Origin of the sequence: Vibrio sp. Y29_XK_CS5 (assembly GCF_024181835.1) — a bacterium.
GTDB classification, from domain to species: domain Bacteria; phylum Pseudomonadota; class Gammaproteobacteria; order Enterobacterales; family Vibrionaceae; genus Vibrio; species Vibrio harveyi.
The window spans coordinates 58,693-82,809 of the sequence record NZ_JAMZAM010000004.1 but is presented as its reverse complement, the minus strand read 5'-3'; the positions used below and the strand labels follow the sequence as shown (position 1 = coordinate 82,809).

Here is a 24,117-nt window from a genome sequence, read left to right as displayed (position 1 = left end):
CAATTGATGTAGCTCGAAAATGAGCTACATCATATTTCTTCCAAAATCCCTTCGAAAGTCCTCAAATTCTTCCCCAAACTGAGCTACAGTAAAAATGTACCTTGTGTACTCCAATATACTGATTTACCTTATATTCAGTATTTGGTTTTACAATAATAAGTGGGCTTAGATATGAGTATATACAGTAAGATCCTTGTTGTTGCTGACATCAATAATGATGAGCAGCCAGCACTTGCAAGAGCAGTTCAACTCGCTCGAAAAAGTGTATCCAGAAGCCGAATCACTTTCTTTCTGTCAATCTACGATTTTTCGTATGACATGACCTCAATGCTGTCGGTCGATGAAAGAGATGCTATGCGTCGCGGTGTTATCTACCAACGTGAACAATGGATGCGTAAGATAGCCCAACCGTATTTAGACGATAGCTTCGACTTTGATGTTTGTGTTGTTTGGCATAATCGCCCTTATGAAGCGATCATAGCTGAAGTCTTTGCTGGCGGTCACGACATCGTTATTAAAGGAACGCGTAAACACGATGTTCTAGAATCCGTCATTTTCACTCCTACAGATTGGCATTTGTTGCGTAAGTGCCCTATCCCTGTACTTTTGATTAAAAATGCTGATTGGCCAGAGCATGCGAAGATTCTTGCTTCTGTCCATGTTGGTTCTGAAAACCCTACGCACATTGACTTGAACGATTCGATGGTCGAGCGTCTAAAAGAAATCACTAATCGTCTTGATGCAGACCCGTATCTTGTTAATGCTTATCCGGTTACACCAGCGAATATCACGATCGAATTGCCTGAGTTTGACCCAACGACGTATACCGACGCAGTGCGTGGTCATCACTTAACAGCAATGAAAGCGCTTCGCCAAAAACACGGACTGGATGAAGAGCAAACTATCGTTGAGCAAGGCTTACCAGAAGACATCATCCCTGCAACGGCTGAAAAGCTAAATGCGGCAATGGTTATTCTTGGTACAACCGGACGCACAGGGCTTTCTGCAGTGTTTATTGGTAACACGGCTGAGCATGTGATTGATAAGATCAATTGTGACGTACTGGCATTGAAACCAAACGGTTATATCAGTCCACTTGATCCAAATACGGCGACTTAATAAGTTGTAACGTTATCCAGAAATAAAAATCCCCCAATAACTGGGGGATTTTTTATGTCTATCATTGCGTTATACACGTAATAAAAAGGAGGCTAACTTAGCCTCCTAGAATCAAATGTTGGTGACATCGATAAACATTGACTCGTCAATGTTCGTCGAAGACACAATCGCTTCGCTGAATTCGTATTCTTCACGGTTACCTTCACGATCTAGTGGAAGGTTTTCAAAGTCAAACAGTTCGCGGTCAGCAAGTTGGCTTGGGCTTACGTTCTGGATTGACTTGAAGATCGCTTCTACGCGACCAGGCGTTTTCTTGTCCCAATCGATCAACATTGCTTTAATCGATTGGCGCTGAAGGTTCTCTTGAGAGCCACAGAGGTTACAAGGAATGATTGGAAACTCTTTGTGCTCTGCGTATTTGATCAGGTCTTTCTCACGACAGTAAGTAAGAGGACGAATCACAACGTTGCGACCATCGTCTGAACGAAGTTTTGGCGGCATCGCTTTAAGGCGAGAACCATGGAACATGTTCAGGAACATTGTTTCTACAATGTCATCCATGTGGTGACCAAGTGCCAATTTAGTCGCTCCGATCTTCTCTGCGAACGAGTAAAGCGTACCACGACGAAGGCGTGAGCATAGACCACACGTCGTTTTGCCTTCTGGCACTTTCTCTTTAACGACTGAGTAAGTATCCTTGTCTACGATGTAGTAAGGAATGTTCAGCGTTTCAAAGTAATCTGGGAGAATGTGTTCAGGGAAACCTGGCTGTTTCTGGTCAAGGTTAACTGCGACCACTTCAAACTTGATTGGTGCTGCCTTTTGTAGATTCAGCAGGATATCAAGCATCGCAAATGAATCTTTACCACCACTAATACATGCCATTACAACATCGCCTTCTTCGATCATGTTGTAATCAGTAATGGCATTTCCAACATTTCTTCTTAGGCGTTTCTGAAGCTTGTTGAATTCTAGGGTTTCTTTTCTTGTATCTACTTGGTTCATTGCGGGCTCTCACATCGCCGATAAATCGACCAGGGCTTCCTAACATGGGTTTCTTTGGGGCGTGGATTATACGAGCTTTTTGCGCAGGATTAAATGTTTGTGTGATGGAGTCGTCAATAAATAGTGTGAAAAAATGGTGAGAGTACGTTGGAAATAAAAAAGAGCCGCAGTTGCGACCCTTCTTGCTTTTCTTAACGCTTATTTTTTCGCGTTGGGAAGATAAGGTAATACACGAGTTGTTGGTTGAGGGAGTGTCATGTGCCCACCTTCACCAATTTCGCTCAGTGCAACTTGAACTTTTCCATCCACGATTGCTTTCTCTGTCCCATTAGAGAAGGTAATCGTATCATTAAGAGCATCAGCAAACTCCATCGTCACACCTTGTACTTGAGGTGTAAACCAACCAGCAAACATACCGCCTAGATCTTCAAGTAATGCTTGCATTTGAGGCATCAAAGGCGTGAGTTGTTCGTAAGATACGTTACCCTGTAATGGTTCTTTGGTCATTACAACTAAAGAATAATCACATCGAGTATCTTTTGGTGTTTGGACGAAGACAAGCGGGTTCGCAGACTTTAAGTTCTTATCGATCGGAATTGGAAGCTCTTTAGAAGCTGGAATCACAAACTCTTCGTAATGCTCTTCTTTTTCCATCCATGCTTTTTCTATCTCACACAGTTGCTTGGTATCTGCATCCACAAAAAACACACCGACTTTAACGTCATCGTGCCCTTCTTTCGCATTGTTCTTCAATTGTGTGTAGAGCTTGGAATACGTAAACATGTATTCTTGCGCGTGAGTTGCAGGCGATGCTAAGACCAGTACCGCACTGCCTAGTAAACTTAGGCTTAACTTCTTCATCCGATCCGTTATTTCTTTTATTGTGTCCAGTAAGCGTTATTGTGGCGAATCATCGCACGTAAGTCATTAACATAGGCAATGCCACGTTCAGAATACGCAAGCAAGCCATGAGTCAACTCCGATGCTGTCGCCACAGATAACAAATCCTTGTGTTTCCCTGCTAAATTCGCACGAATGTCTCGTAAATCTGCGTACGCGCGGTTACGGTTCACATTCATAAAGTATCCATGTACAGATTCTTGAACAGTATCGAACTTCTCTACTTCATGCGTTTTACCAGCGCCACGTTTTGCAGGGACAATTCCGCAGCCCTTCTTATAACACCATTGACCAAACAAGTTGTTTGCTTGTTTAGCAAAACGAGAGGTACCCCACGCAGATTCATTGGCAGCTTGAGTTAACACCAGCGCCTCCGGCAACACATTGACACGCTTAAGCATTTCATCCAGCCAAGCTTGTGTGACCGCACCATCTTTTAAAGGATAAGAATATAGTACAGCCAAACGCTCGGCATAGGATGTTTGCTCTGAACTAATCTCTCCAACCGTCAAAGACGTTAGGAATACACGTTCTTTTTCAATGCGCTTATTTTCTAGCGCGATTTTCGGACGAAGAAAGTCAAAGAATGCCGTCTTCTTATCTTTCGTGTCCTTAATCGAGTTAAAATCCGGAATGTCACCAATATAAGGAAGATGCGACAAATCTGGGTGTGAAACGGGTCCATGCACAACTTGCGGATCAATCGCCTTGCGATACTCACGGTCATAGTGCAAATAAGGACCAATAGAAACAAAAGTGGCGGCTATTGTGATAGCCGCCACTCGTAAACTCATAGATTTTAAAGATTTAGGCATCAAACACCTGAGAGTTACCATCGTGATCGTTATCGTTTTGTTGTGTCGCTACGATCTTCAACTTGATACCAAACATTTCGCGGTACAGGATTCCCTTCAAATGGAAGAAGAACGGTAACACGAAGATCAAGCCAATTCCGTAGAACATTGCAGCAACAATAAACATCAACATCACGCCTAAGTAAAGCCCTGCGACAACAAAAAGCTTTTTGTTTATGGCTCGAAGAGACAATAAAAGCGATTGCATTGGTGGTACTCTTTTCTCACAAATCAATAAGATAGAGTGACTAAATGCTAAAGAAAGGTATAGCGATAGCAAAGGGAAAATCATTCCAGCAACACCCTGCATCATCAGGCTAAATAGTGTTGCTAAAATCACAGGAACCGTAAATTGAAGACCTTTACCAACATGACGTACCTTTGTCTTCAACCCCGCCACGTGGCTCATTGCCATTAAACTAATACCAGCATAAATCGGCGCACTGATCACTTCATAACTGAAGTTAGCGACATAAATAGCGGACACGATATCTGTGGTAAAAGATTCAGGGTTTTGAAGCGCATCCAAAATAACACTTGGATCTCCGAGTTGAAGTTGAAGTGCAATATAGAAAATACCCAGCTGAACGAATAGGAGGAGAATAATCGCTGGCGAGAAGGACAAAAACTGTTGGATGGTTGTGCGCCAAGCTTCGCTAAAAACGGCTGCTGCTTTTAGTTCATACTTGCCAGAAAGAGCTCGCTCTACACTCCCTCCAAGATTGAAATCTTTCTCAAAATCGTTGTTCATATTTTATCCAAGGCTAACTTGTAAAATTTTTTCTGGAAAACCAGTTAATTAATAAGGGCGTCATTATAAAGAAATCTTTGCACGTCTAAAATCATAAGTCGGCCTCAATACTTGCAATATCTGCTATTTGGTCGATAATTAACCACTCGCAAATCTATGAAATTGAAAACATTTGCACAAGAAATTAATGCCTTTCTTATGTATAGCTGAAATGTAAATACCCCTACAAAAACAGTATGGTAAGGAATGTTTACTTTTGCCTGCAAAATTTTTTCTGTTTCAAGATAAGAAAATGCTTTGATTTCACAATTTTGGTGATTATGATGCGCGCCTCAAAAGTGAATGACTAATGTCACATCAATTGGATACACCCCAATTTGAACGTGGGAGAAATACAGACGTTGAACGCTAAACAGCAAGCAGGAAAGCCAGTAGTTCGTCTATCTGGTATTAGCAAAAGTTTCGATGGTAAGGAAATCATCGGTAATTTAAATCTGGATGTTAATCATGGTGAGTTTCTGACAATTCTTGGCCCTTCTGGTTGTGGTAAAACAACGGTTTTACGCATGATCGCGGGCTTTGAAACGGCAGACAACGGTCAAATCGTACTAGATGACCAAGATGTAACACAGGTTCCTGCAGAGCAAAGGCACGTCAACACGGTATTTCAGAGTTATGCACTCTTTCCTCATATGACCGTATTTGAAAACGTTGCTTTCGGTCTTCGCATGCAGAAAACACCTGCTGCTGAGATTGAACCAAGAGTTATGGAAGCGCTACGCATGGTTCGCCTAGAAAAAATGGCACAGCGTAAGCCTCACCAACTTTCTGGTGGTCAACAACAACGTATCGCGATCGCTCGCGCGGTTGTTAATAAACCAAAAGTACTGCTGCTAGATGAATCTCTATCTGCACTTGATTACAAACTACGTAAGCAAATGCAAATCGAGCTTAAACAGCTTCAACGTCAACTTGGTATTACCTTTATCTTTGTTACACACGATCAGGAGGAAGCCCTATCGATGTCTGACCGCATTATTGTTATGCGCGACGGTGTTATCGAGCAGGATGGTTCCCCACGTGAGATTTACGAAGAGCCTAAGAACCTATTTGTTGCTCGCTTTATCGGTGAGATCAACGTATTCAACGCAACCATGCTAGAGCGTATCGACGAGAAACGCATCCGAGCAGAAATTGAAGGCGTTGAGTCTGTTGTTTACTACGATCAAGCAGCTCAAGCAGGTGAGAAACTACAAGTACTACTTCGCCCAGAAGACTTACGTATCGAAGAGATCAAAGAGTCTGAAGAAAAAGGCATCGTAGGTCACGTAACAGAACGTACCTATAAAGGTATGACGCTTGATTCAGTTATCCAGTTGGATTCAGGCATGCGCGTGATGGTAAGCGAATTCTTTAACGAAGATGATCCAGATGTGGACCACTCACTCGGCCAGAAAGTCGCTATTACTTGGGTTGAGAGCTGGGAGGTAGTACTAAATGATAAGCAAGAAGCTTAATCTTCAGAACGCGATCATTACCCTAATCGTTGGCTGGCTAACACTGTTTGTGTTAGTTCCAAACCTAATGATTATCGGTACGAGTTTCTTGACGCGTGATGAAGCAAACCTAATTGAATTAACGTTTACTTTCGACAACTACCTTCGCCTGCTTGATCCTCTGTATGCAAAAGTGTTGATGCACTCTTTCTACATGGCGATCATTGCAACCTTATTGTGCTTGGTGATTGGTTACCCATTTGCTTACATCGTAGCGAAAATGCCTGAAAAATGGCGTCCGTTCATGTTGTTCTTGGTGATTGTGCCATTTTGGACTAACTCTCTTATCCGTACTTACGGCTTAAAGATTGTTCTCGGTACTCAAGGCATTTTGAACAAGTCGTTAATGGCAATGGAAATCATCGATAAGCCGATGCGTTTAATGTATACCGAAACAGCAGTAATGATTGGTCTTGTGTACATCTTGCTTCCATTTATGATTTTGCCGCTTTACTCGGCAATAGAGAAACTAGACAACACATACATCGAGGCAGCAAAAGATCTTGGTGCGAACAAGTTTCAAACCATTACACGAGTGATTTTGCCTCTGACAATGCCAGGCATTATCGGTGGCTGTTTGTTGGTTCTACTACCAGCACTAGGTATGTTCTACATCTCTGACCTTCTAGGCGGCGCGAAGAACCTACTGATCGGTAACGTAATTAAGAGCCAAGTATTGAACGCTCGTGACTGGCCATTTGGTGCCGCGACCAGTATCGCCCTCACCTTCGCAATGGCTGTGATGCTTTACGCTTACTACAGAGCAGGCAAACTATTGAATAAGAAAGTGGAGCTAGACTAATGGGACGCACAGTTAGATTTAGCTTTATGGCGCTGGTATATGCATTTTTGTATCTGCCAATCATCGTCTTAATTGTTAACTCATTTAATGCCAACAAATTTGGTATGAAATGGGGCGGTTTCACCACGAAATGGTACGAAACCTTAGTAAATAACGACAGCCTAATGCAGGCTGCATGGCATTCATTGAACGTAGCGGTATTCTCAGCGACAGCAGCAACCATTATTGGTAGCTTGACGGCTGTTGCCCTATTCCGTTACTCGTTCAAAGGTAAAGGTGCGGTAAACGGCATGCTGTTTGTCGTAATGATGTCTCCAGATATTGTCATGGCGATTTCATTACTTGCTCTGTTCCTTGTATTGGGCGCACAGCTTGGCTTCTTTACTCTATTGATTGCTCACATCACCTTCTGTCTACCGTTCGTTGTGGTAACAGTGTACAGCCGCTTAAATGGCTTTGATGTGAAAATGTTGGAAGCTGCAAAAGACCTTGGTGCAAGTGAATGGGTTATCTTGAAACAGATCATCCTTCCTCTTGCTAAACCAGCGGTTGCTGCAGGTTGGCTATTGAGCTTTACGCTGTCTTTGGACGACGTAATTATCAGCTCGTTTGTAACCGGCCCAACATACGAAATCTTGCCATTGAAGATTTACTCAATGGTTAAGGTGGGCATTTCACCGGAAGTGAACGCCCTAGCAACGGTCATGCTGATTGTTTCTTTGGTTCTGGTAGTAATTTCTCAGTTGCTAGCAAGAGAAAAAGTGAAGTAAAATCCGCACCCGTTAACATCACGAAACAGAATGGTTACATGCCATTCTGTTTTTCTATCTATCGTCCAAAATTAATTGGACAACGTTTGGTTTGGAGCTAACGTCAATGAAAAAATGGGCTACTCTATTAGCTGGTAGTGCATGTGCGCTTTCTCTGTTCTCTGGTACAGCGGCAGCGAACGATAAAGAATTGGTATTTATGAACTGGGGTCCTTACATCAACAGTAATATCCTAGAGCAATTTACCAAAGAAACTGGCATCAAAGTGATCTACTCGACTTACGAGTCGAACGAGACTTTGTATGCAAAGCTAAAAACTCATAACCAAGGTTATGACCTAGTGGTACCTTCTACGTACTTCGTAGCGAAGATGCGTGACGAAGGCATGCTACAAAAGATCGATAAGACTAAGCTGAAAAACTTCGGCAACCTAGATAAAAACTACCTAGACAAGCCTTACGATCCAAATAACGACTACTCTATTCCACACGTTGTTGCGATTACAGGTCTAGCGGTTAACGCAGACATGTATGATCCAAACGACTTCCAAAGCTGGGCTGACCTATGGAAGCCAGAGCTAGAAGGTCAAGTAATGCTGATGGACGACACTCGTGAAGTGTTCCACATTGCACTACGCAAGCTGGGTTACTCAGGTAACTCTACGGATCCAAAACAAATCGACGAAGCATACGCAGAACTACAAAAGCTAATGCCAAACGTTCTAGTATTTAACTCTGACAACCCAGGCGCACCATACATGTCTGGCGAAGTTGGCGTTGGTATGCTTTGGAACGGCAGCGCAGCAGCTGCTCAAAACGAAGGCATGAACCTGAAACTTGTATTCCCTAAAGAAGGCGGCATCGGTTGGGTTGATAACTTCGCAATCTCTTCTGGCGCGAAGAACGTAGAAGCGGCTCACAAGATAATCGACTTCCTACTGCGTCCAGAAATCGCAGAGCAAATTTCAGCGGACACGGGTTACCTAACAGCGGTTGCAGAATCTAACGCTAAATTCAAAGACGTTGCACCACTGTTTCCTTCTCAAGAAGACCTTGACCGTGTTGAATGGCAAGACTCTGTTGGCGACATGACAGTGAAGTATGAAGACTACTTCCTGAAGCTAAAAGCGGGTCAATAATCTGATCTTGCTTAATAAGCCATCTACTAAATGAAAATAGGCAGCAATACGCTGCCTATTTTTGTAATTGACTGATATAATTGTATGTTGCTAGGTTTATTTGACTCGAGTTCAAGCATTACGTTCTATTTTGACCCTAATGCTGGTTTTCGTGGCTCAGATAAACAGGATTGTGCTTATCGCAATTTGGCTCAAATCGTTATTTGTTACTAGTATTGATTTGTCCTGTTGCTGAACAAAACGGAAAACAAATGAAAAGTAAATTCTACGCAAGCGCACTGTGTGCGGCGACGCTAATCGCTACCCCTGCAATGGCTGCTGATCAAGAACTGTATTTCTACAACTGGTCGGAATACATTCCAAACGAAGTTCTTGAAGACTTTACAAAAGAAACTGGTATCAAAGTTATCTACTCTACGTACGAGTCTAACGAAAGCATGTACGCGAAGTTGAAAACTCAAGGTTCTGGTTACGACTTGGTAGTACCGTCTACCTATTTCGTATCTAAAATGCGTAAAGAAGGCATGCTGCAAAAGATCGACAAAGAGAAACTTTCTCACTTTGCTGATCTAGACACTAACTTCCTGAACAAGCCGTTCGACCCGAACAACAACTACTCTATCCCATACATTTGGGGTGCGACCGGTATTGGTATCAATGCTGATATGCTAGATAAGTCTTCTGTGACTAAATGGGATGACTTCTGGGATAGCAAGTGGGAAGGTCAACTAATGCTAATGGATGATTCTCGCGAAGTATTCCACATCGCATTGACTAAGCTTGGTTACTCACCAAACACCACTAACCCAGACGAGATCAAAGCCGCTTACGAAGAGCTGAAAAAGCTAATGCCGAACGTATTGGTATTCAATTCAGACTTCCCAGCGAACCCATACTTAGCAGGTGAAGTATCACTTGGTATGCTTTGGAACGGTTCTGCTTACATGGCTCGTCAAGAAGGCGCGAACATCGATATCATCTGGCCAGAGAAAGGCACTATTTTCTGGATGGATAGCCTCGCAATTCCAGCGGGTGCTAAGAACGTTGATGCAGCTCATAAGATGATCGACTTCCTACTACGCCCTGAGAACGCAGCTAAGATTGCACTAGAGATTGGTTACCCTACTCCAGTGAAAACAGCTCACGATCTACTACCGAAAGAATTTGCTAACGATCCAAGCATCTTCCCACCACAAGAAGTGATGGACAGCGGTACATGGCAAGACGAAGTTGGTGAAGCTAGCGTGCTTTACGATGAGTACTTCCAAAAGCTAAAAGTAGACAACTAATCAGTCTGTCGAAATAGTTTAGAAAAGCGGCTTCGGTCGCTTTTCTTGTATCTGAAGATCGTGCTTTGCATCTCAATCTATACTGCTCGAATTACAAAGCGGCAGAATACAAAGTTTCAAGATACAAAAAGGCATCGAATCACTCGATGCCTTTGTTAGATTTTGGGGATAACTCTTTTTTAAGCGCTAGGTTCGTTTTCCAGAGCAAGAATCTCGTCAACAAGCTTCGGTACTTCGATGCTTGCCTTACCGTAACGCTTCTCTTCAAACTCACTCTCGACGGCACTTGGCTCTAAATTAATTTCAATCGTATGTGCACCGTGCATCTTTGCATCATGTACAAAACCTGCGGCTGGATATACCACGCCAGATGTACCAATAGAAATAAACAAGTCTGCTTCTTCCAATGCCGCGTATATCTCACCCATACGCAGTGGCATTTCACCAAACCAAACAATGTGTGGACGCATTTGAGCAGGAATCTGGCAGCAGTGACATAATTCGCCAGTTTCAATGTCTTCTGAATGCTCGATGACTTGATTAGATTCACTACAACGCGCTTTAAGCAATTCACCGTGCATGTGAATAATATTGGCGCTACCGCCTCTCTCATGCAGATTATCAATGTTTTGAGTGATGATAGTCACTTTACCTTCCAACTGCTCTTCTAGGCGCCCTAGCGCGATATGAGCAGCATTAGGCTTGATATCTTCGCCCTGTAGTTTTTTTCGACGTTGATTATAGAACGATTGAACAAGATCGGGATCGCGAGCAAACCCTTCGGGTGTTGCAACGTCCTCAATACGGTGATTCTCCCAGAGACCATCTTGAGCGCGAAATGTTTGAATACCAGACTCAGCCGAGATGCCAGCGCCAGTAAGTACTACAATATTTCTATAAGGGAAATTCATAACCTATCCTTGTTGTTCTTTTTCATTAGCTTAACACCGATAGAATAACAACAATAGCAATAAGGATTAGACCATGGTCGTAAGCCTGCTGATTTGCCTCTAATTTCTGTTTAAAAACTGATGGAATCATTCCGTCTTTCAGGCATAAAAAAGCCCCGCGATGGCGAGGCTTTTGAGCAAAGGTTCCGGTTTACAGGTTTGGACCTGTAGACGGTCTGTGCGGCATGTTATTGCGCAGTTGGTTCATACCCTGGTACATGCGTAGGAACCACACAAGAATTGCCAACGCAGCAAACAACATACCAATCCAAGGAATAAAGTACGCAACAGAGTCTAGCAACGTACTATGCATCCAGTAATCACTTACACCAATCAACACACCATTTGATGTTGCTACCGTTACAATCAGAACAACAAAGAATGTCAGGTACAGGAAGAAAGTACGAATCAAACCGTAGTAATGTGAGTTCACTACGTCGCTGTCTTCGCCTTTATCCAAACGGTACCCAGCGTAAATGATTGCGACAACGCCTGAGATCAAAAACGTAAACGGGGTCAAACAGCTCAGGATGTACGCAACCCAAATCCCGTTATGAGGTTTGTTCATTCGCTTTTGCTCCTTTTGCTTCCGTTTGTACCGTATCTGTTTCGCCCATCGCTTCTTTGGATTTTACTTCTTCATACCAAAGATCGTGATGCTCTTTCGCCCATGTCTCGTCAACTTCACCAGTGACCATCCCCTCTAGCGCACCTTCCATACCGAATAGACCGATGTAAATGTGGAAGATGAAACCACAGATTAGAATCAGTGCCGAAATCGCGTGAACAAGGTTAGACAACTCCATATGGCGACGAGTCTGACCGAAAATTGGGAAGTCCAGAATTAAGCCACTCACTGCAGCGATAGCACCAAAGAAGATCAGCAACCAGTAGATCGCCTTTTCACCACCGTTTGAGAAGCCAGCCGATGGGTGCGTGCCTTTATGTTTACCTACCATGCCGCCCATTTTCATGAACCAACGGATGTCTGTCATGTTAGGGATAGATTTGCGCCACCATTTCAGTAGAACAAACATCAGCAAGATGAAGAACAGCGGACCCATGTAGTTATGGTACTGCTTCGCCAACATGACGATGAAGCCCCAGAACTCAGTCGGTACGTACGGTTTTAAGAAGTGCTTACCGTAAACCAGCATCAAACCACTGAATGCTAGCGTTAAGAAGGTAAACGCCATGCTCCAGTGTAGTGCGCGGTCTAGTCGAGACCAGCGTTTCATCTTCTTGCCAGTACGTGGCTTGCTTAGCATCAGAGGACCAACGAATACGTAAGCCATGATAACCATTGCGATACTGCCGAAAATTGCGACAGCGCCCGCAGGAGACATCCATTTCTCTTTAAGAATGTACCAAGTCTCACCCGGAGTACTGATCAGCACACCGTGTTCCGCTGATTTCGACGTGGTATAGCCTTCTTGCCCCTCTTTGACCTGACGCCAAAAGTCTGCACCTGCAAGTTGCGTCATCTCCTGTTGTACCACTGGAGATGTGTCTTCTTGCGCAGACGCTGGCATCGCAAAGGTCAGCAGTAATGCTGTCATCATCGACAGCATTACAAGAGACGCACGTTTAAGAGTATTTAACATGTGTCTCTCCTACTTAGCTTTTAGTTGCGTCGTAAGAAAGATCGTTACCGTCTGTCCAACCTGCGTTTTTCGCACCGCGCTCAACCACACGTTGACGGAAAATGTCAGAAACTTTCTCTGCATCACCCGCTAGCAGTGCTTTTGTTGAACAAAGTGACGCACACATAGGTAGCTTACCTTCAGCAATACGGTTCGCGCCGTACTTCTCACGCTCTTCTAGAGAACCTGGCTCTGTGTTTGGGCCACCTGCACAGAAAGTACATTTGTCCATTTTGCCACGCTCACCGAACGATGCTTGTTTCGGGAACTGAGGCGCACCGAATGGACAAGCGAACAGACAGTAACCACAACCGATACAAAGATCTTTGTTGTGAAGGACGATGCCATCTTCTGTGTGCTCGAAACAGTCAGCTGGACAAACCGCCATACAAGGCGCGTCTGTACAGTGCATACAAGCAACAGAGATTGAGTTTTCGCCTGGTTCACCGTCGTTCAGTGTTACTACGCGGCGACGTTGAATACCCCACTCAAGCGCATCATCGTTTTCGTTCTTACATGCAGTAACACAGCCGTTACACTCGATACAGCGTTTGGTGTCACATAGGAATTTCATTCGTGCCATTGTCAGACTCCTTACGCTTTACGAATGTTACATAGGGTTACTTTAGTTTCCTGCATCAAAGTAACAGGGTCGTAACCGTAAGTGGTTGCCGTGTTGGCTGCTTCACCAACAACATAAGGATCCGTACCTTCTGGGTACTTAGGACGTAGGTCTTCACCTTCGAACTTACCGCCGAAGTGGAACGGAATGAACGCCAGACCCGGTTTAACACGACGAGTGACCATCGCTTTCACCTTGATGCGGCCTTTCTCTGCGCCTTCAACCCAAACGTCATCGCCATCTTTGAAGCCAAGATCGTTTGCGTCTTTCGGGTTCACTTCAACGAACATTTCTTGTTGAAGTTCAGCAAGCCATGGGTTTGAACGAGTCTCTTCACCACCGCCTTCGTACTCAACCAAGCGACCAGAAGTCAAGATGATTGGGTATTCGCCGGACTTGTCTTCTTTCTGGATAGACTTGTAAAGCGTTGGTACACGGAAGATTGCTTCTTTGTCGTCCCAAGTTGGATAATCCGTTACAAGGTCACGACGAGGCGTGTATAGCGGCTCACGGTGTAGCGGTACGCGGTCTGGGAATGTCCAAACAATCGCACGCGCTTTAGCGTTACCAAATGGGATACAACCGTGCTTGATTGCTACGCGTTGGATACCACCAGACAGGTCAGTTTTCCAGTTTTTACCTTCCGCTGCAGCTTTTTCTTCAGCCGTTAGGTCGTCCCACCAACCAAGCTGTTTGATTAGCTTGTCAGAGAACTCTGGGTAACCGTCTTTGATTTCACAGCCTTTTGAGTAGCTATCTTCAGCAAGTAGGCTTTGACCTTCAAACTCAACACCGAAACGCGTACGGAAGTTACCGCCACCCTCTGCAACCGTCTTCGACGTATCGTACAGAATGTGTGTGCCTGGGTGTTTCATCTCTGGCGTACCCCAACATGGCCAAGGTAGACCGTAAGTCTCACCATTCACAGGACCACCTTCTGCCTCTAGAGACGTCTTGTGGAATGTGTGCCAGTTTTGTTGGTGCGCTTTTAGACGCTCTGGGCTTTGACCTGTGTAACCGATGGTCCACATGCCTTTGTTGAATTCGCGCGTGATGTCTTCGATCACTGGCTGGTTGTTCTCAACACGGATGTTTTTGAACAGCAGATCTTCATAACCTAGCTTCTTAGTTAGCAGGTACATAATTTCGTGGTCAGGTTTAGATTCGAACAATGGCTCGATAACCTGATCACGCCACTGAAGTGAGCGGTTAGATGCTGTCACACTGCCGTGTGTTTCGAACTGAGTTGTTGCAGGAAGCAGGTAAACGCCGTCAGTACGATCGTTCATTACCGCTGCGACTGTTGGATATGGGTCAACAATAACCATCATATCCAGCTTCTGCATCGCTTTCTTCATCTCAGGACCACGAGTCTGAGAGTTTACTGCGTGACCCCAGTAGAACATGGCGCGGATGTTTTCACGTTGACGAATGTTGTCTTTGTTTTCAAGAACACCATCCACCCAACGAGATACAGGGATACCTGCACTGTTCATTGGTTTTTGACCGCCGTAAGCGTTGTCATCGAAACGACCTTTGATCCATTCGTAATCGATTTCCCACACTTTCGACCAGTGACGCCAAGAACCTTCAGACAAGCCGTAGTAGCCTGGTAGCGTATCAGATAGTACGCCAAGGTCAGTTGCGCCTTGTACGTTATCGTGGCCACGGAAGATGTTTGCACCGCCGCCTGATTTACCGATGTTACCTAGCGCAAGCTCAAGTACACAGTAAGCACGTGTGTTGTTGTTACCAGTAGTATGCTGAGTACCACCCATACACCAAACGATACAACCCGGACGGTTTTCAGAAAGCAGTTTCGCTGTTTGGTAAACTTCAGATTCAGGAACGCCAGTTACGCGCTCAACTTCTGCAGGTGTCCATTTCGCGACTTCTGCACGGATTTCATCCATACCGAATACACGTTGACGGATGAACTCTTTGTCTTCCCAGTTGTTTGCGAAGACATGCCATAGCACGCCCCAAATAAACGCAACGTCAGAACCCGGACGTAGAGACACGTAGTGATCCGATTTTGCAGCGGTACGAGTACGACGAGGATCCGCAACAACGATCTTACAGTTGTTCTTCTCTTTCGCGATTAGGATGTGCTGCATCGCAACAGGGTGCGCTTCTGCAGGGTTTGAACCAATGAACAGCATTGACTTACAGTTGTGCATGTCATTGAAAGAGTTGGTCATCGCACCGTAACCCCAAGTGTTTGCTACACCTGCTACGGTTGTTGAGTGACAGATACGCGCTTGGTGGTCAACGTTGTTGGTACCCCAAAGCGACGCCATCTTACGGAACATGTACGCTTGTTCGTTGTTGTGCTTTGCACTACCCAACCAGTAAACGGAATCTGGACCCGACTCTTTGCGGATGTCCATCACCTTGTTACCGATTTCTTCGATCGCTTGATCCCAAGAAAGCTTCTTCCACTTACCGTTTTCAAGCTTCATTGGGTATTTCAGACGACGCTCACCGTGACCGTGTTCACGCAGTGCTGCGCCTTTTGCACAGTGTCCACCAGCGTTGAATGGGTGGTCGAATGCAGGCTCTTGACCAGTCCACACGCCGTTTTGAACTTCAGCGTAGATACCACAACCTACAGAACAGTGAGAACAGATGGTACGTTTTACTTCTGTTTTCGCTTCTGGATCCACCGATTTAGCTTGTGCTTTCTTCATCATGCCCGGTGCAAAAAGACTTGCACCTACAACCGCACCACCAGCAGCAAGCGAGGTGTTTTTCATGAATGCACGGCGAGAAACGCCAAGCTGATTGGTTTCTTTGCTCACACTGTCGGAGCGTTTGACAAGTTTCATCCGTTATCTCCTAAAGTGTGTCGTAGTAATCGCGAATGTGTTGAGTTTCACGATACCCTTTCTTCTTCACGTCTTTTTCAGAAGGCTCAACCGTCTCTGAAGCGCTTGCCACTTTTGTTGTTCCAGCGACAACCGCACCAGCTACGGCTGCAGTCGTTAAGCCTTTCAGGAGATCCCTACGGCTTGTGTTTATTTCTTTATTATCTTTCATCATTGCTTCCTTACCTTACGGTAGATCTTTGGAGGCTATTGCCCCTCTATCGATATGACCAAGTACTGCTCGATTACTCGTAATCAGTGACGTTTTTCACATCAATTTTTAATTTGTGCTTACTGCTTTTGGTGTTCACGCTAAAGCGCACTTGTTCCAGTGTTAAGAACGCCTCACACAGTTGAGCTGCTGGCTTATAAAAGTTCGCGCTCTCTGCGTTTTCTAGTTGCTGAGTGAAAGAGTTAAACCAAGGTGCGATGTGTTTGTTAAACACCGTTTGTTGAAGATCTTCTTCTTCACCCGTTAGCATCGACATCACTTCGCAAAGTGCCGCGATGTGGTCTTCCGGCTCTTTCACATTTTCATCGCGCTCGAAACCAAGCAGTTCCAAATCGTGACGAATTTCAGCCAGTGGTTTTTCCATCATTGCGCCTGTCATGTGCCATGAGCCAAACGGCATCACTTCACCACGACCGATACCAATGAAAAGATCTTGATATTCATCTTCTAGCGCTTCGCGATTGGAATCTTTCGCCGCTTGCTGAAGCGCAATCCATGCTTTTTGCATTGCGCTTTCTGATGGTTCAACTTCTAGAGAAGTCAGGAACTCGATCATCTCCTCACTTGGTGCGCTACGGAAAAGCGCTGACAAAACCAAGTAGATCTCTGTTCTCAGTGTTTGTTCTTGTTCTCGTTGTGTATCCACTGCGAGCTCCTAGTATTTCAGTTGTTTCATTGGGTCTTCTGCCATCGACTCAAACATGTCGATCACACGGCAGTCTTCACACATCGCGATACGATTGATCGCCGCTTCATCGGAGAAATGAGAGTGACCGCGTAACTTGTTTTGTAGCATGTCGATCATAGACTGAGGTGCGAATGGCTTATGACAGCGAATACATTCCGCGGCTTTCTCTTCGTGAATCACAACCGCTTTTTGGCGCTCTTCTTTCACCCAGTTCATGCGTGGCGTTAGAGTCAGAACTTTCTCTGGACATGCCTTTTCACATAAACCACATTGAATACAATCTTGTTCAACGAATTTAAGTGATGGAGATTCACCATCGGTATGAAGTGCACGTGTTGGACAAACCGCCACGCAGCTCATACACAACGTACAATCTTTGCTCTCACAAGAAACATTGCCGTAAGGCGCGTTCGCAGGCAGTTCAACAATGTTCTCAACCGGAATACGAGAAGAAGACATCGCATCCAGCGCAGTAAACAGACGTTGACGCTTGTTACCTTGAAGATCACCAAGGGCAAGGTCGAATGAATCTGTACATAGTGTTGGAGGACCTTCACGAAGCGATTCCAAGTAAAGGATATCGATGGTCTCTTTTGCGATACCAAGTTGATCCAATAGCTCTTGCGCGATACCCACTTCGTTGTTCAGAACACGAATGATGGTTGCAGGCATAAAGCGAGAAGCCGCAAATAGTACTTGCGTCGCGCCATTAACTAGAGCAGCGAACCATGTATCGATACCGATAGAAGGAAGCTCTTCAACCACAATTGGAATCACGTTATCTGGTAGCGCTTTCAATGCCATCACGTTGTAAGTCTCGTGACGAGAACTACAGATAAGAACGATAGGATCCAGACCGCCCGCTTGCTCGTAGTTCGCTAGCGTGCGTTCAATGAATTTTTGCGTATCTTCAGGATTAGGTAGCGCGTAATGAATCGCTTCTGTCGGACAAGCAGTTGCACAAGTACCCACGCCCTGACATAGGTATGGGTTAATCTCGATGCGGTGACCTGTTTTATCACTGCCTTCACTTGAGAGCGCTCCAGCAGGACAAGCATCCACACAACGCTCACAACCTTTCACGCCACGAGAACTGTGCGCACATAGATCAGTGTCCAGACGGAAGAACTTTGGCTTATCAAACGTACCCATTAATGTCGGGATTTCTTCTAGCGCTTCTGCCAGTTTTGGATAACCGCGCCCTACTGGGTAGTAACCCGGAACAGGAACCTCTTCTGACATACAGCTACTTAGACAAAGATCGAGAACAACATCGAAACAATCACTATTGATAGCGACTTGTGCTAGGTTGCTTGCTAGACCGTTATTTTCGATAAGCACTTCAAACGTACCTAGGAAACCAGAAACCTGAACAGAGTTTGCAAAGTACAGTTCTGGATTGGTTCCTTTCTCTCCGTCTGTAGAAAGAAGTGTCAGGCTGTTCATTTGAGATAGCTGCGCGGCTGCACTCTCAATGATGGCAGTCGGTCCAACAATCAGTGTATTACCGCCACTCTCGTAGCTCACCGTTGGTGGAATAAGATTGGTCAACTCTACGGTATTCTCAAACGCATACAGACGCGCTTTACCGTTATTGGAAGTTGCTTGTTCTAATAGTTGTTTCAACATTGCTCAGTTCCATTTATACGCATGGATAGTTTCTTCCATCTTTCATTGTAGTTAGCGCAGGCGATTCTGCTGATTAACTCGTCAGTAACTACCCCTTTTAGGTAGTCCCACCCGAGTTATCACTGCCTGTTAGGCAAATGGGCTAACTTCAACAAGAATGGTAATGAGCAACAGATAGCAAATGTCGTGCCAATTAAATATAAGCTAATTTTCAATAGGTTAGCTATTTATCCTAGAAATTGTAGGGATAAAAAAACCGACTGGGACATTTTGTCTCAGCCGGTTCATTGAGCGTTTAGTCAAAATGTACCTATTCTTTGTGTGGTATATTTTGTCCCACCTCTTCAGGGGCTAGTTTTGTCTCTAGATTATCACTTTCACCAGATACTGTATTTATATCCAGTTCTTTTTGTTCTTCGGGAATTTCTGCACCTTCAGCAAGTTCTACATCAGCCGATTCAATATCACTTTCTTCATAAGATTCAGTTGATTGTGTCGTTTCTTCTGCTGGTTCTTCTTCCGTTTTCTCTTTCACCCAATCACGAAGTGTTTCAGCCACCCCTTCAGAAAGCGACTTGAGGTTACTGTAATCATCGTCGTAATCATCCAAACCATCGCGAACGTTAAACTCTTCTGACAAGAACATCTTACGCAGTGCGGCTTTCTTAACGCTCTCTGAAGCCTCAGACACTAATAGCTGCGCTACGGACATCTCTTCAGGATCAGTAGTTTCGTTTGATGCCTGTTGAGATTCAGTCTCTGTCGCAGAAGCCTCAGTAGCTAATGCTTGCGCTTCAGTGCTTAATTCTTCATGAGCTTGTGCGGTTTCTGGTTCAGTAGATTCAACAGACTCCACGACCTTAGCGTCTGTAGGCTCGGTTGTGGTTTCTTCTAATTTACGTTTCGACCAACGGCTAAAAAAACTAGTTGCCATTTGCTCTGCCCGCTCCTTTGCGTTTCTTACGTCTTACTTCTAACAATTCACCGTGGCGCCCAATAAAGGCTTCCATCCAAGCTTGAATAGCTAACGGCATATCATTAGATAATACTAGGTTATCGCCATCCATATATTGCGCAGCGACAGTTTGAGACGCCGTAAGCAATTGAATCGTCGGTGTATCACCAGAGTCGACATTATCCATAACCAAAAAAAGCTTTGGTTGTTGCGAGCTCAGGTTAAAGCGGTAATCGGTGCGCTCGTCTTTGTGCAATTGCAGCAAGCACACGTGTTGAGTGTCTTCGGTTGGGTTAATTTCAAATCCCGTCAGTTGCCATTGGGTCGTGACCCAAATACCGGTACTGATCTCATGCTCTACAAGATCCACGCCTATCGACCATGAATCTTCATTTTTCTCGAACTGTTTCTTATCCGACATAACTCACCCAGTTTGTTCTATGTTGGCTTTAAGACAGAAAAGGACATTTTGTACTTTGCTTTCAACCATTTTAGCGGTACAAAGCAATAAACGCGCCAGATTAAGCCTTACCTTCGCTAAGCTCATAAGTTCAAAACTAGTAGAAATTCAAATTAGCACCTGTGTCATTGCTGCGATATCGCAGAATTAATCCAGAATCGAAGCAATGCCTCGCAATTTTCCTTATAACAGCTATTTTGGAATGAGAATTGCTTTGTTGTAGCGTTAAGACGAATAGACCCATTAATGAGAGCGTGTATCGGCTCTCTCATTCATTAGGACATGACTGTGGTAAAACCAAACATTATTAAAACCAGTGAAAATCCCCTACAGACCATCGAAGTAGAAGTGTTTGACGAATACGGTGAGAAGCTAACTAAGCAAATCGCCTGTGAGCGCCCTCTTACGGTGATGTTGAACTGGAAGGAAGTCGTTACGCTAATGACGCTTGGCTCTCGCCCTGAAGCGCTTGTGTTGGGTTATTTGAAGAACCAGAGCTTCTTGTCTGATCCTGAAGCGATTGAATCGGTCATTATTGACTGGGAAACGCACTCAGCTGCAGTTATCACCAAAGAAAATACTGAGCACTTAGAAGGCGCGCTGAAGAAGAAGACGGTGACGTCTGGTTGTGGTCAAGGCACTATGTATGGCAACGTGATGAAGCAGCTTGAAGATTACCAAGTGCCACAAGTGCCGCTGAAGCAATCTGAAATCTACGCGGCGCTTGAAGCATTAACGCATTACAACGATACCTACAAAAAAGCGGGCGCTGTGCATGGCTGTGCCGTGTGTAAAGGCAACGAAGTGCTGTCTTTTGTGGAAGATGTTGGTCGTCACAACGCAGTTGATACGCTAGCGGGTGAAATGTGGCTTAATCAAGAAACGGGTGAAGATAAAATTTTCTACACAACGGGGCGCCTTACATCAGAGATGGTGATTAAAGTAGCGCAGATGGGTATCCCTGTTTTACTTTCTCGCTCGGGCGTAACTCAAATGGGTTTGGATCTGGCGAAAAAGTTTGGCATCACTACTATCGCTCGTGCGAAAGGCTTACGTTTCCAAGTCTTCACTGGTGCAGAGAAGATTGATTTTGACGTGAAGGGAAATCAATAACTCATCATTAATTCACCAAATGAGTTAGACTTAAGTCATCATGTGGATTCACAAAGGATGTGAACTATGAACAACGATCAGCTGTGGAATTATCTACTCACCCCAAGCGGCATCATCGTTTCGATGATCATTACCTTCGGGCTCGTTGGGATTTATGCTTATCTAATGAGGCAATTTAAGGATTGAACGCCACAATATAGCGCTAGCAAAGCATTAGCACTAACACAGAATAGACATAAAAAAAGACCTCGCAATGAGGTCTTTTTCTTTATTCGGAAGAAGGATTAGCCTTCGATACCACGAGATTTTAGGAACTCAGAGTAAGTACCTTTAAAGTCTGTGATTTTACCATCGCGGATTTCGATGATGCGTGTTGCTAGCGAGTCTACGAATACACGGTCGTGCGATACGAAGAACAATGTGCCTTTGTACTGCTCTAGTGCCGTGTTCAATGATTCGATCGATTCCATATCCATGTGGTTGGTTGGTTCGTCCATTAGCAGCATGTTTGGTTTGTGCATCATTAGCTTACCAAGCAGCATACGACCTTGTTCACCACCAGACAGTACTTTTACTGACTTCTTGATGTCATCTTGACCAAACAGCATACGACCTAGGAAACTACGAACCACTTGCTCGTCATCGCCTTCTTGACGCCATTGACCCATCCAATCCGTTAGGTTTAGGTCTTCTTCGAAGTCGTGTGCGTGGTCTTGCGCGTAGTAACCGATGTTCGCGTTTTCAGACCATTTGAACTCACCTGTACGTGGTTCTAGTACACCAGCGAGCGTGTTTAGCAAGGTTGTTTTACCCACACCGTTCTCACCGATGATTGCAACGCGCTCACCAACTTCAAAAATCGCATTGAAGTTAGCAAACAGGTCGTCTTCAAAACCTTGGCTTAGGTTTTCAACAATCAGAGCGTTACGGAATAGCTCTTTAGACTGCTCAAAACGAATGAATGGGTTTTGACGGCTAGACGCTTTTACTTCGTCCAGTTTGATCTTGTCGATTTGCTTAGCACGAGATGTTGCTTGTTTTGCTTTCGATGCGTTTGCAGAGAAACGTGCAACGAACGTTTGCAGCTCAGCGATTTGTGCTTTCTTCTTCGCGTTGTCGTTCAATAGACGCTCACGAGCTTGAGAAGCCGCTGTCATGTACTCGTCGTAGTTACCTGGGTAAACACGTAGCTCACCGTAATCCAAGTCAGCCATGTGCGTACATACTGAGTTTAGGAAGTGACGGTCGTGTGAAATGATGATCATTGTGCAGTTACGCGCGTTTAGCGTGTCTTCCAACCAACGGATAGTGTCCATATCCAAGTTGTTGGTTGGTTCGTCAAGAAGCATTACGTCTGGGTCTGCGAATAAAACCTGCGCTAGAAGCACACGAAGTTTCCAACCCGGTGCAACTTCACTCATTAGACCGAAGTGTTGCTCCATTGGAATACCTACAGCAAGAAGAAGCTCACCCGCTTTTGCTTCTGCCATGTAACCGTCCATTTCCGCGAACTGAACTTCTAGGTCAGCCACTTTCATGCCGTCTTCTTCGCTCATTTCAGCAAGTGAGTAGATACGGTCACGCTCTTGCTTCACTTCCCATAGCTCTTTATGACCCATGATTACTGTATCGATTACAGTGAATTCTTCGTATGCGAACTGGTCCTGGTTCAGTTTTGCAACGCGCTCGTTTGGATCGTAGCTTACGTTACCACTTGTTTGTTCAAGCTCACCGCTCAGGATTTTCATAAAGGTTGATTTACCACAACCGTTAGCCCCAATTAAGCCGTAGCGGTTACCTTCGCCGAACTTAACTGAGATGTTTTCAAATAGCGGCTTAGCGCCAAATTGTTGAGTAATATTCGCTGTGGAAATCAAAACCTTTACCTTAGCAATTCAAGTTTATTGGGAAAAACCGCGCAACGTTACTGCTTAAGGCTACACACTTCAAGTTTTGTTTTTATTAATTAATGAGAAAAAGCATTCTTTAGCGGGCTGGATTTTGAGATTTGGCTAACATAAACCTTGCCATTATTAAGGTTTCTAACTCTAACCGACTCAAAACTGAGACATAAATCCGTCATGACTAACCATTGACATACCCCATGAGATTGGGTTTATAGTGCGTCCCCTTTTATCAATTCCGTACGTTATTCCTTTATTAAGCATCCGTTTCTCAAAGGAAATCGCAACATCACGCACGGTCATCGGGTAAAACTCGCATATCGCGATAAAGCAACTACACTAACTCTAACCTTATAAGTTTTAAGAGAATTTTATGCATTTCATGGCGCGCATTTTAATGCTAGTCGGTCTCGTGCTTTCTTTACCTGCTCACGCTGAGTGGGAGTACGAATTCCAACCTGAGCCTCAAATCCTCCCTGTGGCGCAAGAGATCACTAAGGAGATCAACAAGCTGCCAGAGCCTTTGTTTATGTCTGACCAAGACAAACGTAAGGTCAACCAACTGCTCAATGCAGTAATGAGTGAGCAGCGCAAACAAACCCTTATCTTTGATCAACACTTAAAGACATTCCGTGAGTCTGGTGAAGACAAAGAATGGTTTGAGACGCAATCCAGTTACCTTACGGTCAACAGCCTAGGTCAAAGCAAAGAACGTTTATTAGAGCTAACCGACCCTATCACGCACGACAAACTGACCGGTTTTGGTCCTTATGGTGTTACGCAGTTTAAGCAAGAGTGGCGTCAAACTCAGCTTAACGTTGAATACTTGGTGTTCTTCCAGATTCGTTCTTTCCAATCTCTGATCAAAGA

22 protein-coding genes are annotated in these 24,117 nt (G+C 44.6%); 7 read left to right on the top strand and 15 right to left on the bottom strand.

Annotation, left to right across the window (positions count from 1 at the left end):
- The first annotated feature begins 171 nt into the window (after positions 1–171).
- A complete protein-coding gene (gene uspE / locus NL647_RS16710) occupies positions 172–1,119 on the top strand; it encodes a universal stress protein UspE (protein WP_253650421.1) in 948 nt (315 codons plus the stop codon).
- A gap of 111 nt (positions 1,120–1,230) precedes the next feature.
- On the opposite strand, the gene ttcA is transcribed toward uspE, so the two are convergent.
- The 4 genes from ttcA to NL647_RS16690 form a co-directional block, all read right to left on the bottom strand.
- Positions 1,231–2,124, bottom strand: coding sequence for a tRNA 2-thiocytidine(32) synthetase TtcA (gene ttcA, locus NL647_RS16705; RefSeq protein ID WP_009697794.1), 894 nt, complete (start codon positions 2,122–2,124; stop codon positions 1,231–1,233).
- 198 nt (positions 2,125–2,322) lie between these two features.
- Positions 2,323–2,985, bottom strand: coding sequence for a DUF2987 domain-containing protein (locus NL647_RS16700; protein WP_005445785.1), 663 nt, complete (start codon positions 2,983–2,985; stop codon positions 2,323–2,325).
- Between the two features lie 17 nt (positions 2,986–3,002).
- A complete protein-coding gene (locus NL647_RS16695; RefSeq protein WP_114091948.1) occupies positions 3,003–3,839 on the bottom strand; it encodes a glucosaminidase domain-containing protein in 837 nt (278 codons plus the stop codon).
- Positions 3,832–4,629: a hypothetical protein gene (locus tag NL647_RS16690; RefSeq protein WP_009697792.1), complete on the bottom strand. Its 798-nt coding sequence runs from the start codon at positions 4,627–4,629 to the stop codon at positions 3,832–3,834. Before NL647_RS16690 ends, NL647_RS16695 begins: the two co-directional genes overlap by 8 nt.
- 401 nt (positions 4,630–5,030) lie before the next feature.
- Between NL647_RS16690 and potA the strand changes: the two genes are divergently transcribed.
- The 5 genes from potA to NL647_RS16665 all read left to right on the top strand — a co-directional run bounded on the left by potA (position 5,031) and on the right by NL647_RS16665 (position 10,184).
- Positions 5,031–6,146, top strand: coding sequence for a spermidine/putrescine ABC transporter ATP-binding protein PotA (gene potA, locus NL647_RS16685; protein WP_009697791.1), 1,116 nt, complete (start codon positions 5,031–5,033; stop codon positions 6,144–6,146).
- On the top strand, positions 6,127–6,987 hold the full coding sequence (potB, locus tag NL647_RS16680; protein WP_005441590.1) for a spermidine/putrescine ABC transporter permease PotB: 861 nt from the start codon (positions 6,127–6,129) through the stop codon (positions 6,985–6,987). Before potA ends, potB begins: the two co-directional genes overlap by 20 nt.
- Positions 6,987–7,757: a spermidine/putrescine ABC transporter permease PotC gene (potC, locus tag NL647_RS16675; RefSeq protein ID WP_005389180.1), complete on the top strand. Its 771-nt coding sequence runs from the start codon at positions 6,987–6,989 to the stop codon at positions 7,755–7,757. Before potB ends, potC begins: the two co-directional genes overlap by 1 nt.
- Positions 7,758–7,863: 106 nt before the next feature.
- The gene (locus NL647_RS16670) at positions 7,864–8,895 is read left to right on the top strand and encodes an extracellular solute-binding protein (protein ID WP_253650420.1); all 1,032 of its coding nucleotides are present in this window, start codon (positions 7,864–7,866) and stop codon (positions 8,893–8,895) included.
- A gap of 251 nt (positions 8,896–9,146) precedes the next feature.
- Positions 9,147–10,184 (top strand): extracellular solute-binding protein, encoded by a 1,038-nt coding sequence (locus NL647_RS16665; protein ID WP_005445793.1) that lies wholly within the window; start codon positions 9,147–9,149, stop codon positions 10,182–10,184.
- Positions 10,185–10,363: 179 nt separating this feature from the next.
- On the opposite strand, the gene cobB is transcribed toward NL647_RS16665, so the two are convergent.
- The 10 genes from cobB to NL647_RS16615 all read right to left on the bottom strand — a co-directional run bounded on the left by cobB (position 10,364) and on the right by NL647_RS16615 (position 20,191).
- Positions 10,364–11,095, bottom strand: coding sequence for a Sir2 family NAD+-dependent deacetylase (gene cobB / locus NL647_RS16660; protein WP_009697787.1), 732 nt, complete (start codon positions 11,093–11,095; stop codon positions 10,364–10,366).
- Between the two features lie 190 nt (positions 11,096–11,285).
- Complete coding sequence (locus tag NL647_RS16655) at positions 11,286–11,702, bottom strand: membrane protein (protein ID WP_005427687.1); 417 nt, start codon at positions 11,700–11,702, stop codon at positions 11,286–11,288.
- The gene (locus NL647_RS16650) at positions 11,686–12,738 is read right to left on the bottom strand and encodes a formate dehydrogenase subunit gamma (RefSeq protein ID WP_005445799.1); all 1,053 of its coding nucleotides are present in this window, start codon (positions 12,736–12,738) and stop codon (positions 11,686–11,688) included. The genes NL647_RS16655 and NL647_RS16650 overlap by 17 nt, the downstream gene beginning before the upstream one ends.
- Positions 12,739–12,751: 13 nt before the next feature.
- A complete protein-coding gene (gene fdh3B / locus NL647_RS16645; protein WP_005427693.1) occupies positions 12,752–13,360 on the bottom strand; it encodes a formate dehydrogenase FDH3 subunit beta in 609 nt (202 codons plus the stop codon).
- Positions 13,361–13,371: 11 nt separating this feature from the next.
- Positions 13,372–16,227 carry a formate dehydrogenase subunit alpha gene (locus NL647_RS16640; protein WP_045452372.1) on the bottom strand — a complete coding sequence of 952 codons (2,856 nt, stop codon included), beginning with the start codon at positions 16,225–16,227 and terminating at the stop codon, positions 13,372–13,374.
- A gap of 10 nt (positions 16,228–16,237) precedes the next feature.
- On the bottom strand, positions 16,238–16,438 hold the full coding sequence (locus tag NL647_RS16635; protein WP_005427585.1) for a twin-arginine translocation signal domain-containing protein: 201 nt from the start codon (positions 16,436–16,438) through the stop codon (positions 16,238–16,240).
- Between the two features lie 73 nt (positions 16,439–16,511).
- Positions 16,512–17,144, bottom strand: a complete 633-nt coding sequence (locus NL647_RS16630; protein WP_029788466.1) for a molecular chaperone — start codon at positions 17,142–17,144, stop codon at positions 16,512–16,514.
- 9 nt (positions 17,145–17,153) lie between these two features.
- On the bottom strand, positions 17,154–18,815 hold the full coding sequence (locus NL647_RS16625; RefSeq protein WP_253650419.1) for a 4Fe-4S dicluster domain-containing protein: 1,662 nt from the start codon (positions 18,813–18,815) through the stop codon (positions 17,154–17,156).
- Positions 18,816–19,125: 310 nt separating this feature from the next.
- Positions 19,126–19,749 (bottom strand): DUF3306 domain-containing protein, encoded by a 624-nt coding sequence (locus tag NL647_RS16620; protein WP_050938192.1) that lies wholly within the window; start codon positions 19,747–19,749, stop codon positions 19,126–19,128.
- Positions 19,739–20,191: a DUF3305 domain-containing protein gene (locus NL647_RS16615; RefSeq protein WP_009697781.1), complete on the bottom strand. Its 453-nt coding sequence runs from the start codon at positions 20,189–20,191 to the stop codon at positions 19,739–19,741. The genes NL647_RS16620 and NL647_RS16615 overlap by 11 nt, the downstream gene beginning before the upstream one ends.
- A 327-nt stretch (positions 20,192–20,518) precedes the next feature.
- On the opposite strand from NL647_RS16615, the gene NL647_RS16610 reads away from it, so the two are divergent.
- Complete coding sequence (locus NL647_RS16610; protein WP_005427802.1) at positions 20,519–21,343, top strand: formate dehydrogenase accessory sulfurtransferase FdhD; 825 nt, start codon at positions 20,519–20,521, stop codon at positions 21,341–21,343.
- Between the two features lie 284 nt (positions 21,344–21,627).
- On the opposite strand, the gene NL647_RS16605 is transcribed toward NL647_RS16610, so the two are convergent.
- Complete coding sequence (locus tag NL647_RS16605; protein ID WP_005427581.1) at positions 21,628–23,220, bottom strand: ABC-F family ATPase; 1,593 nt, start codon at positions 23,218–23,220, stop codon at positions 21,628–21,630.
- Positions 23,221–24,117 lie beyond the last annotated feature (897 nt).

Excerpts from the sequence above, each read along its gene's own strand:
- uspE (WP_253650421.1), top strand. The coding sequence starts at position 172 with ATGAGTATATACAGTAAGATCCTTGTTGTTGCTGACATCAATAATGAT.
- ttcA (WP_009697794.1), bottom strand. The coding sequence starts at position 2,124 with ATGAACCAAGTAGATACAAGAAAAGAAACCCTAGAATTCAACAAGCTT.
- NL647_RS16700 (WP_005445785.1), bottom strand. The coding sequence starts at position 2,985 with ATGAAGAAGTTAAGCCTAAGTTTACTAGGCAGTGCGGTACTGGTCTTA.
- NL647_RS16695 (WP_114091948.1), bottom strand. The coding sequence starts at position 3,839 with ATGCCTAAATCTTTAAAATCTATGAGTTTACGAGTGGCGGCTATCACA.
- NL647_RS16690 (WP_009697792.1), bottom strand. The coding sequence starts at position 4,629 with ATGAACAACGATTTTGAGAAAGATTTCAATCTTGGAGGGAGTGTAGAG.
- potB (WP_005441590.1), top strand. The coding sequence starts at position 6,127 with ATGATAAGCAAGAAGCTTAATCTTCAGAACGCGATCATTACCCTAATC.
- potC (WP_005389180.1), top strand. The coding sequence starts at position 6,987 with ATGGGACGCACAGTTAGATTTAGCTTTATGGCGCTGGTATATGCATTT.
- NL647_RS16670 (WP_253650420.1), top strand. The coding sequence starts at position 7,864 with ATGAAAAAATGGGCTACTCTATTAGCTGGTAGTGCATGTGCGCTTTCT.
- NL647_RS16665 (WP_005445793.1), top strand. The coding sequence starts at position 9,147 with ATGAAAAGTAAATTCTACGCAAGCGCACTGTGTGCGGCGACGCTAATC.
- cobB (WP_009697787.1), bottom strand. The coding sequence starts at position 11,095 with ATGAATTTCCCTTATAGAAATATTGTAGTACTTACTGGCGCTGGCATC.
- NL647_RS16655 (WP_005427687.1), bottom strand. The coding sequence starts at position 11,702 with ATGAACAAACCTCATAACGGGATTTGGGTTGCGTACATCCTGAGCTGT.
- NL647_RS16650 (WP_005445799.1), bottom strand. The coding sequence starts at position 12,738 with ATGTTAAATACTCTTAAACGTGCGTCTCTTGTAATGCTGTCGATGATG.
- fdh3B (WP_005427693.1), bottom strand. The coding sequence starts at position 13,360 with ATGGCACGAATGAAATTCCTATGTGACACCAAACGCTGTATCGAGTGT.
- NL647_RS16640 (WP_045452372.1), bottom strand. The coding sequence starts at position 16,227 with ATGAAACTTGTCAAACGCTCCGACAGTGTGAGCAAAGAAACCAATCAG.
- NL647_RS16635 (WP_005427585.1), bottom strand. The coding sequence starts at position 16,438 with ATGAAAGATAATAAAGAAATAAACACAAGCCGTAGGGATCTCCTGAAA.
- NL647_RS16625 (WP_253650419.1), bottom strand. The coding sequence starts at position 18,815 with ATGTTGAAACAACTATTAGAACAAGCAACTTCCAATAACGGTAAAGCG.
- NL647_RS16620 (WP_050938192.1), bottom strand. The coding sequence starts at position 19,749 with ATGGCAACTAGTTTTTTTAGCCGTTGGTCGAAACGTAAATTAGAAGAA.
- NL647_RS16615 (WP_009697781.1), bottom strand. The coding sequence starts at position 20,191 with ATGTCGGATAAGAAACAGTTCGAGAAAAATGAAGATTCATGGTCGATA.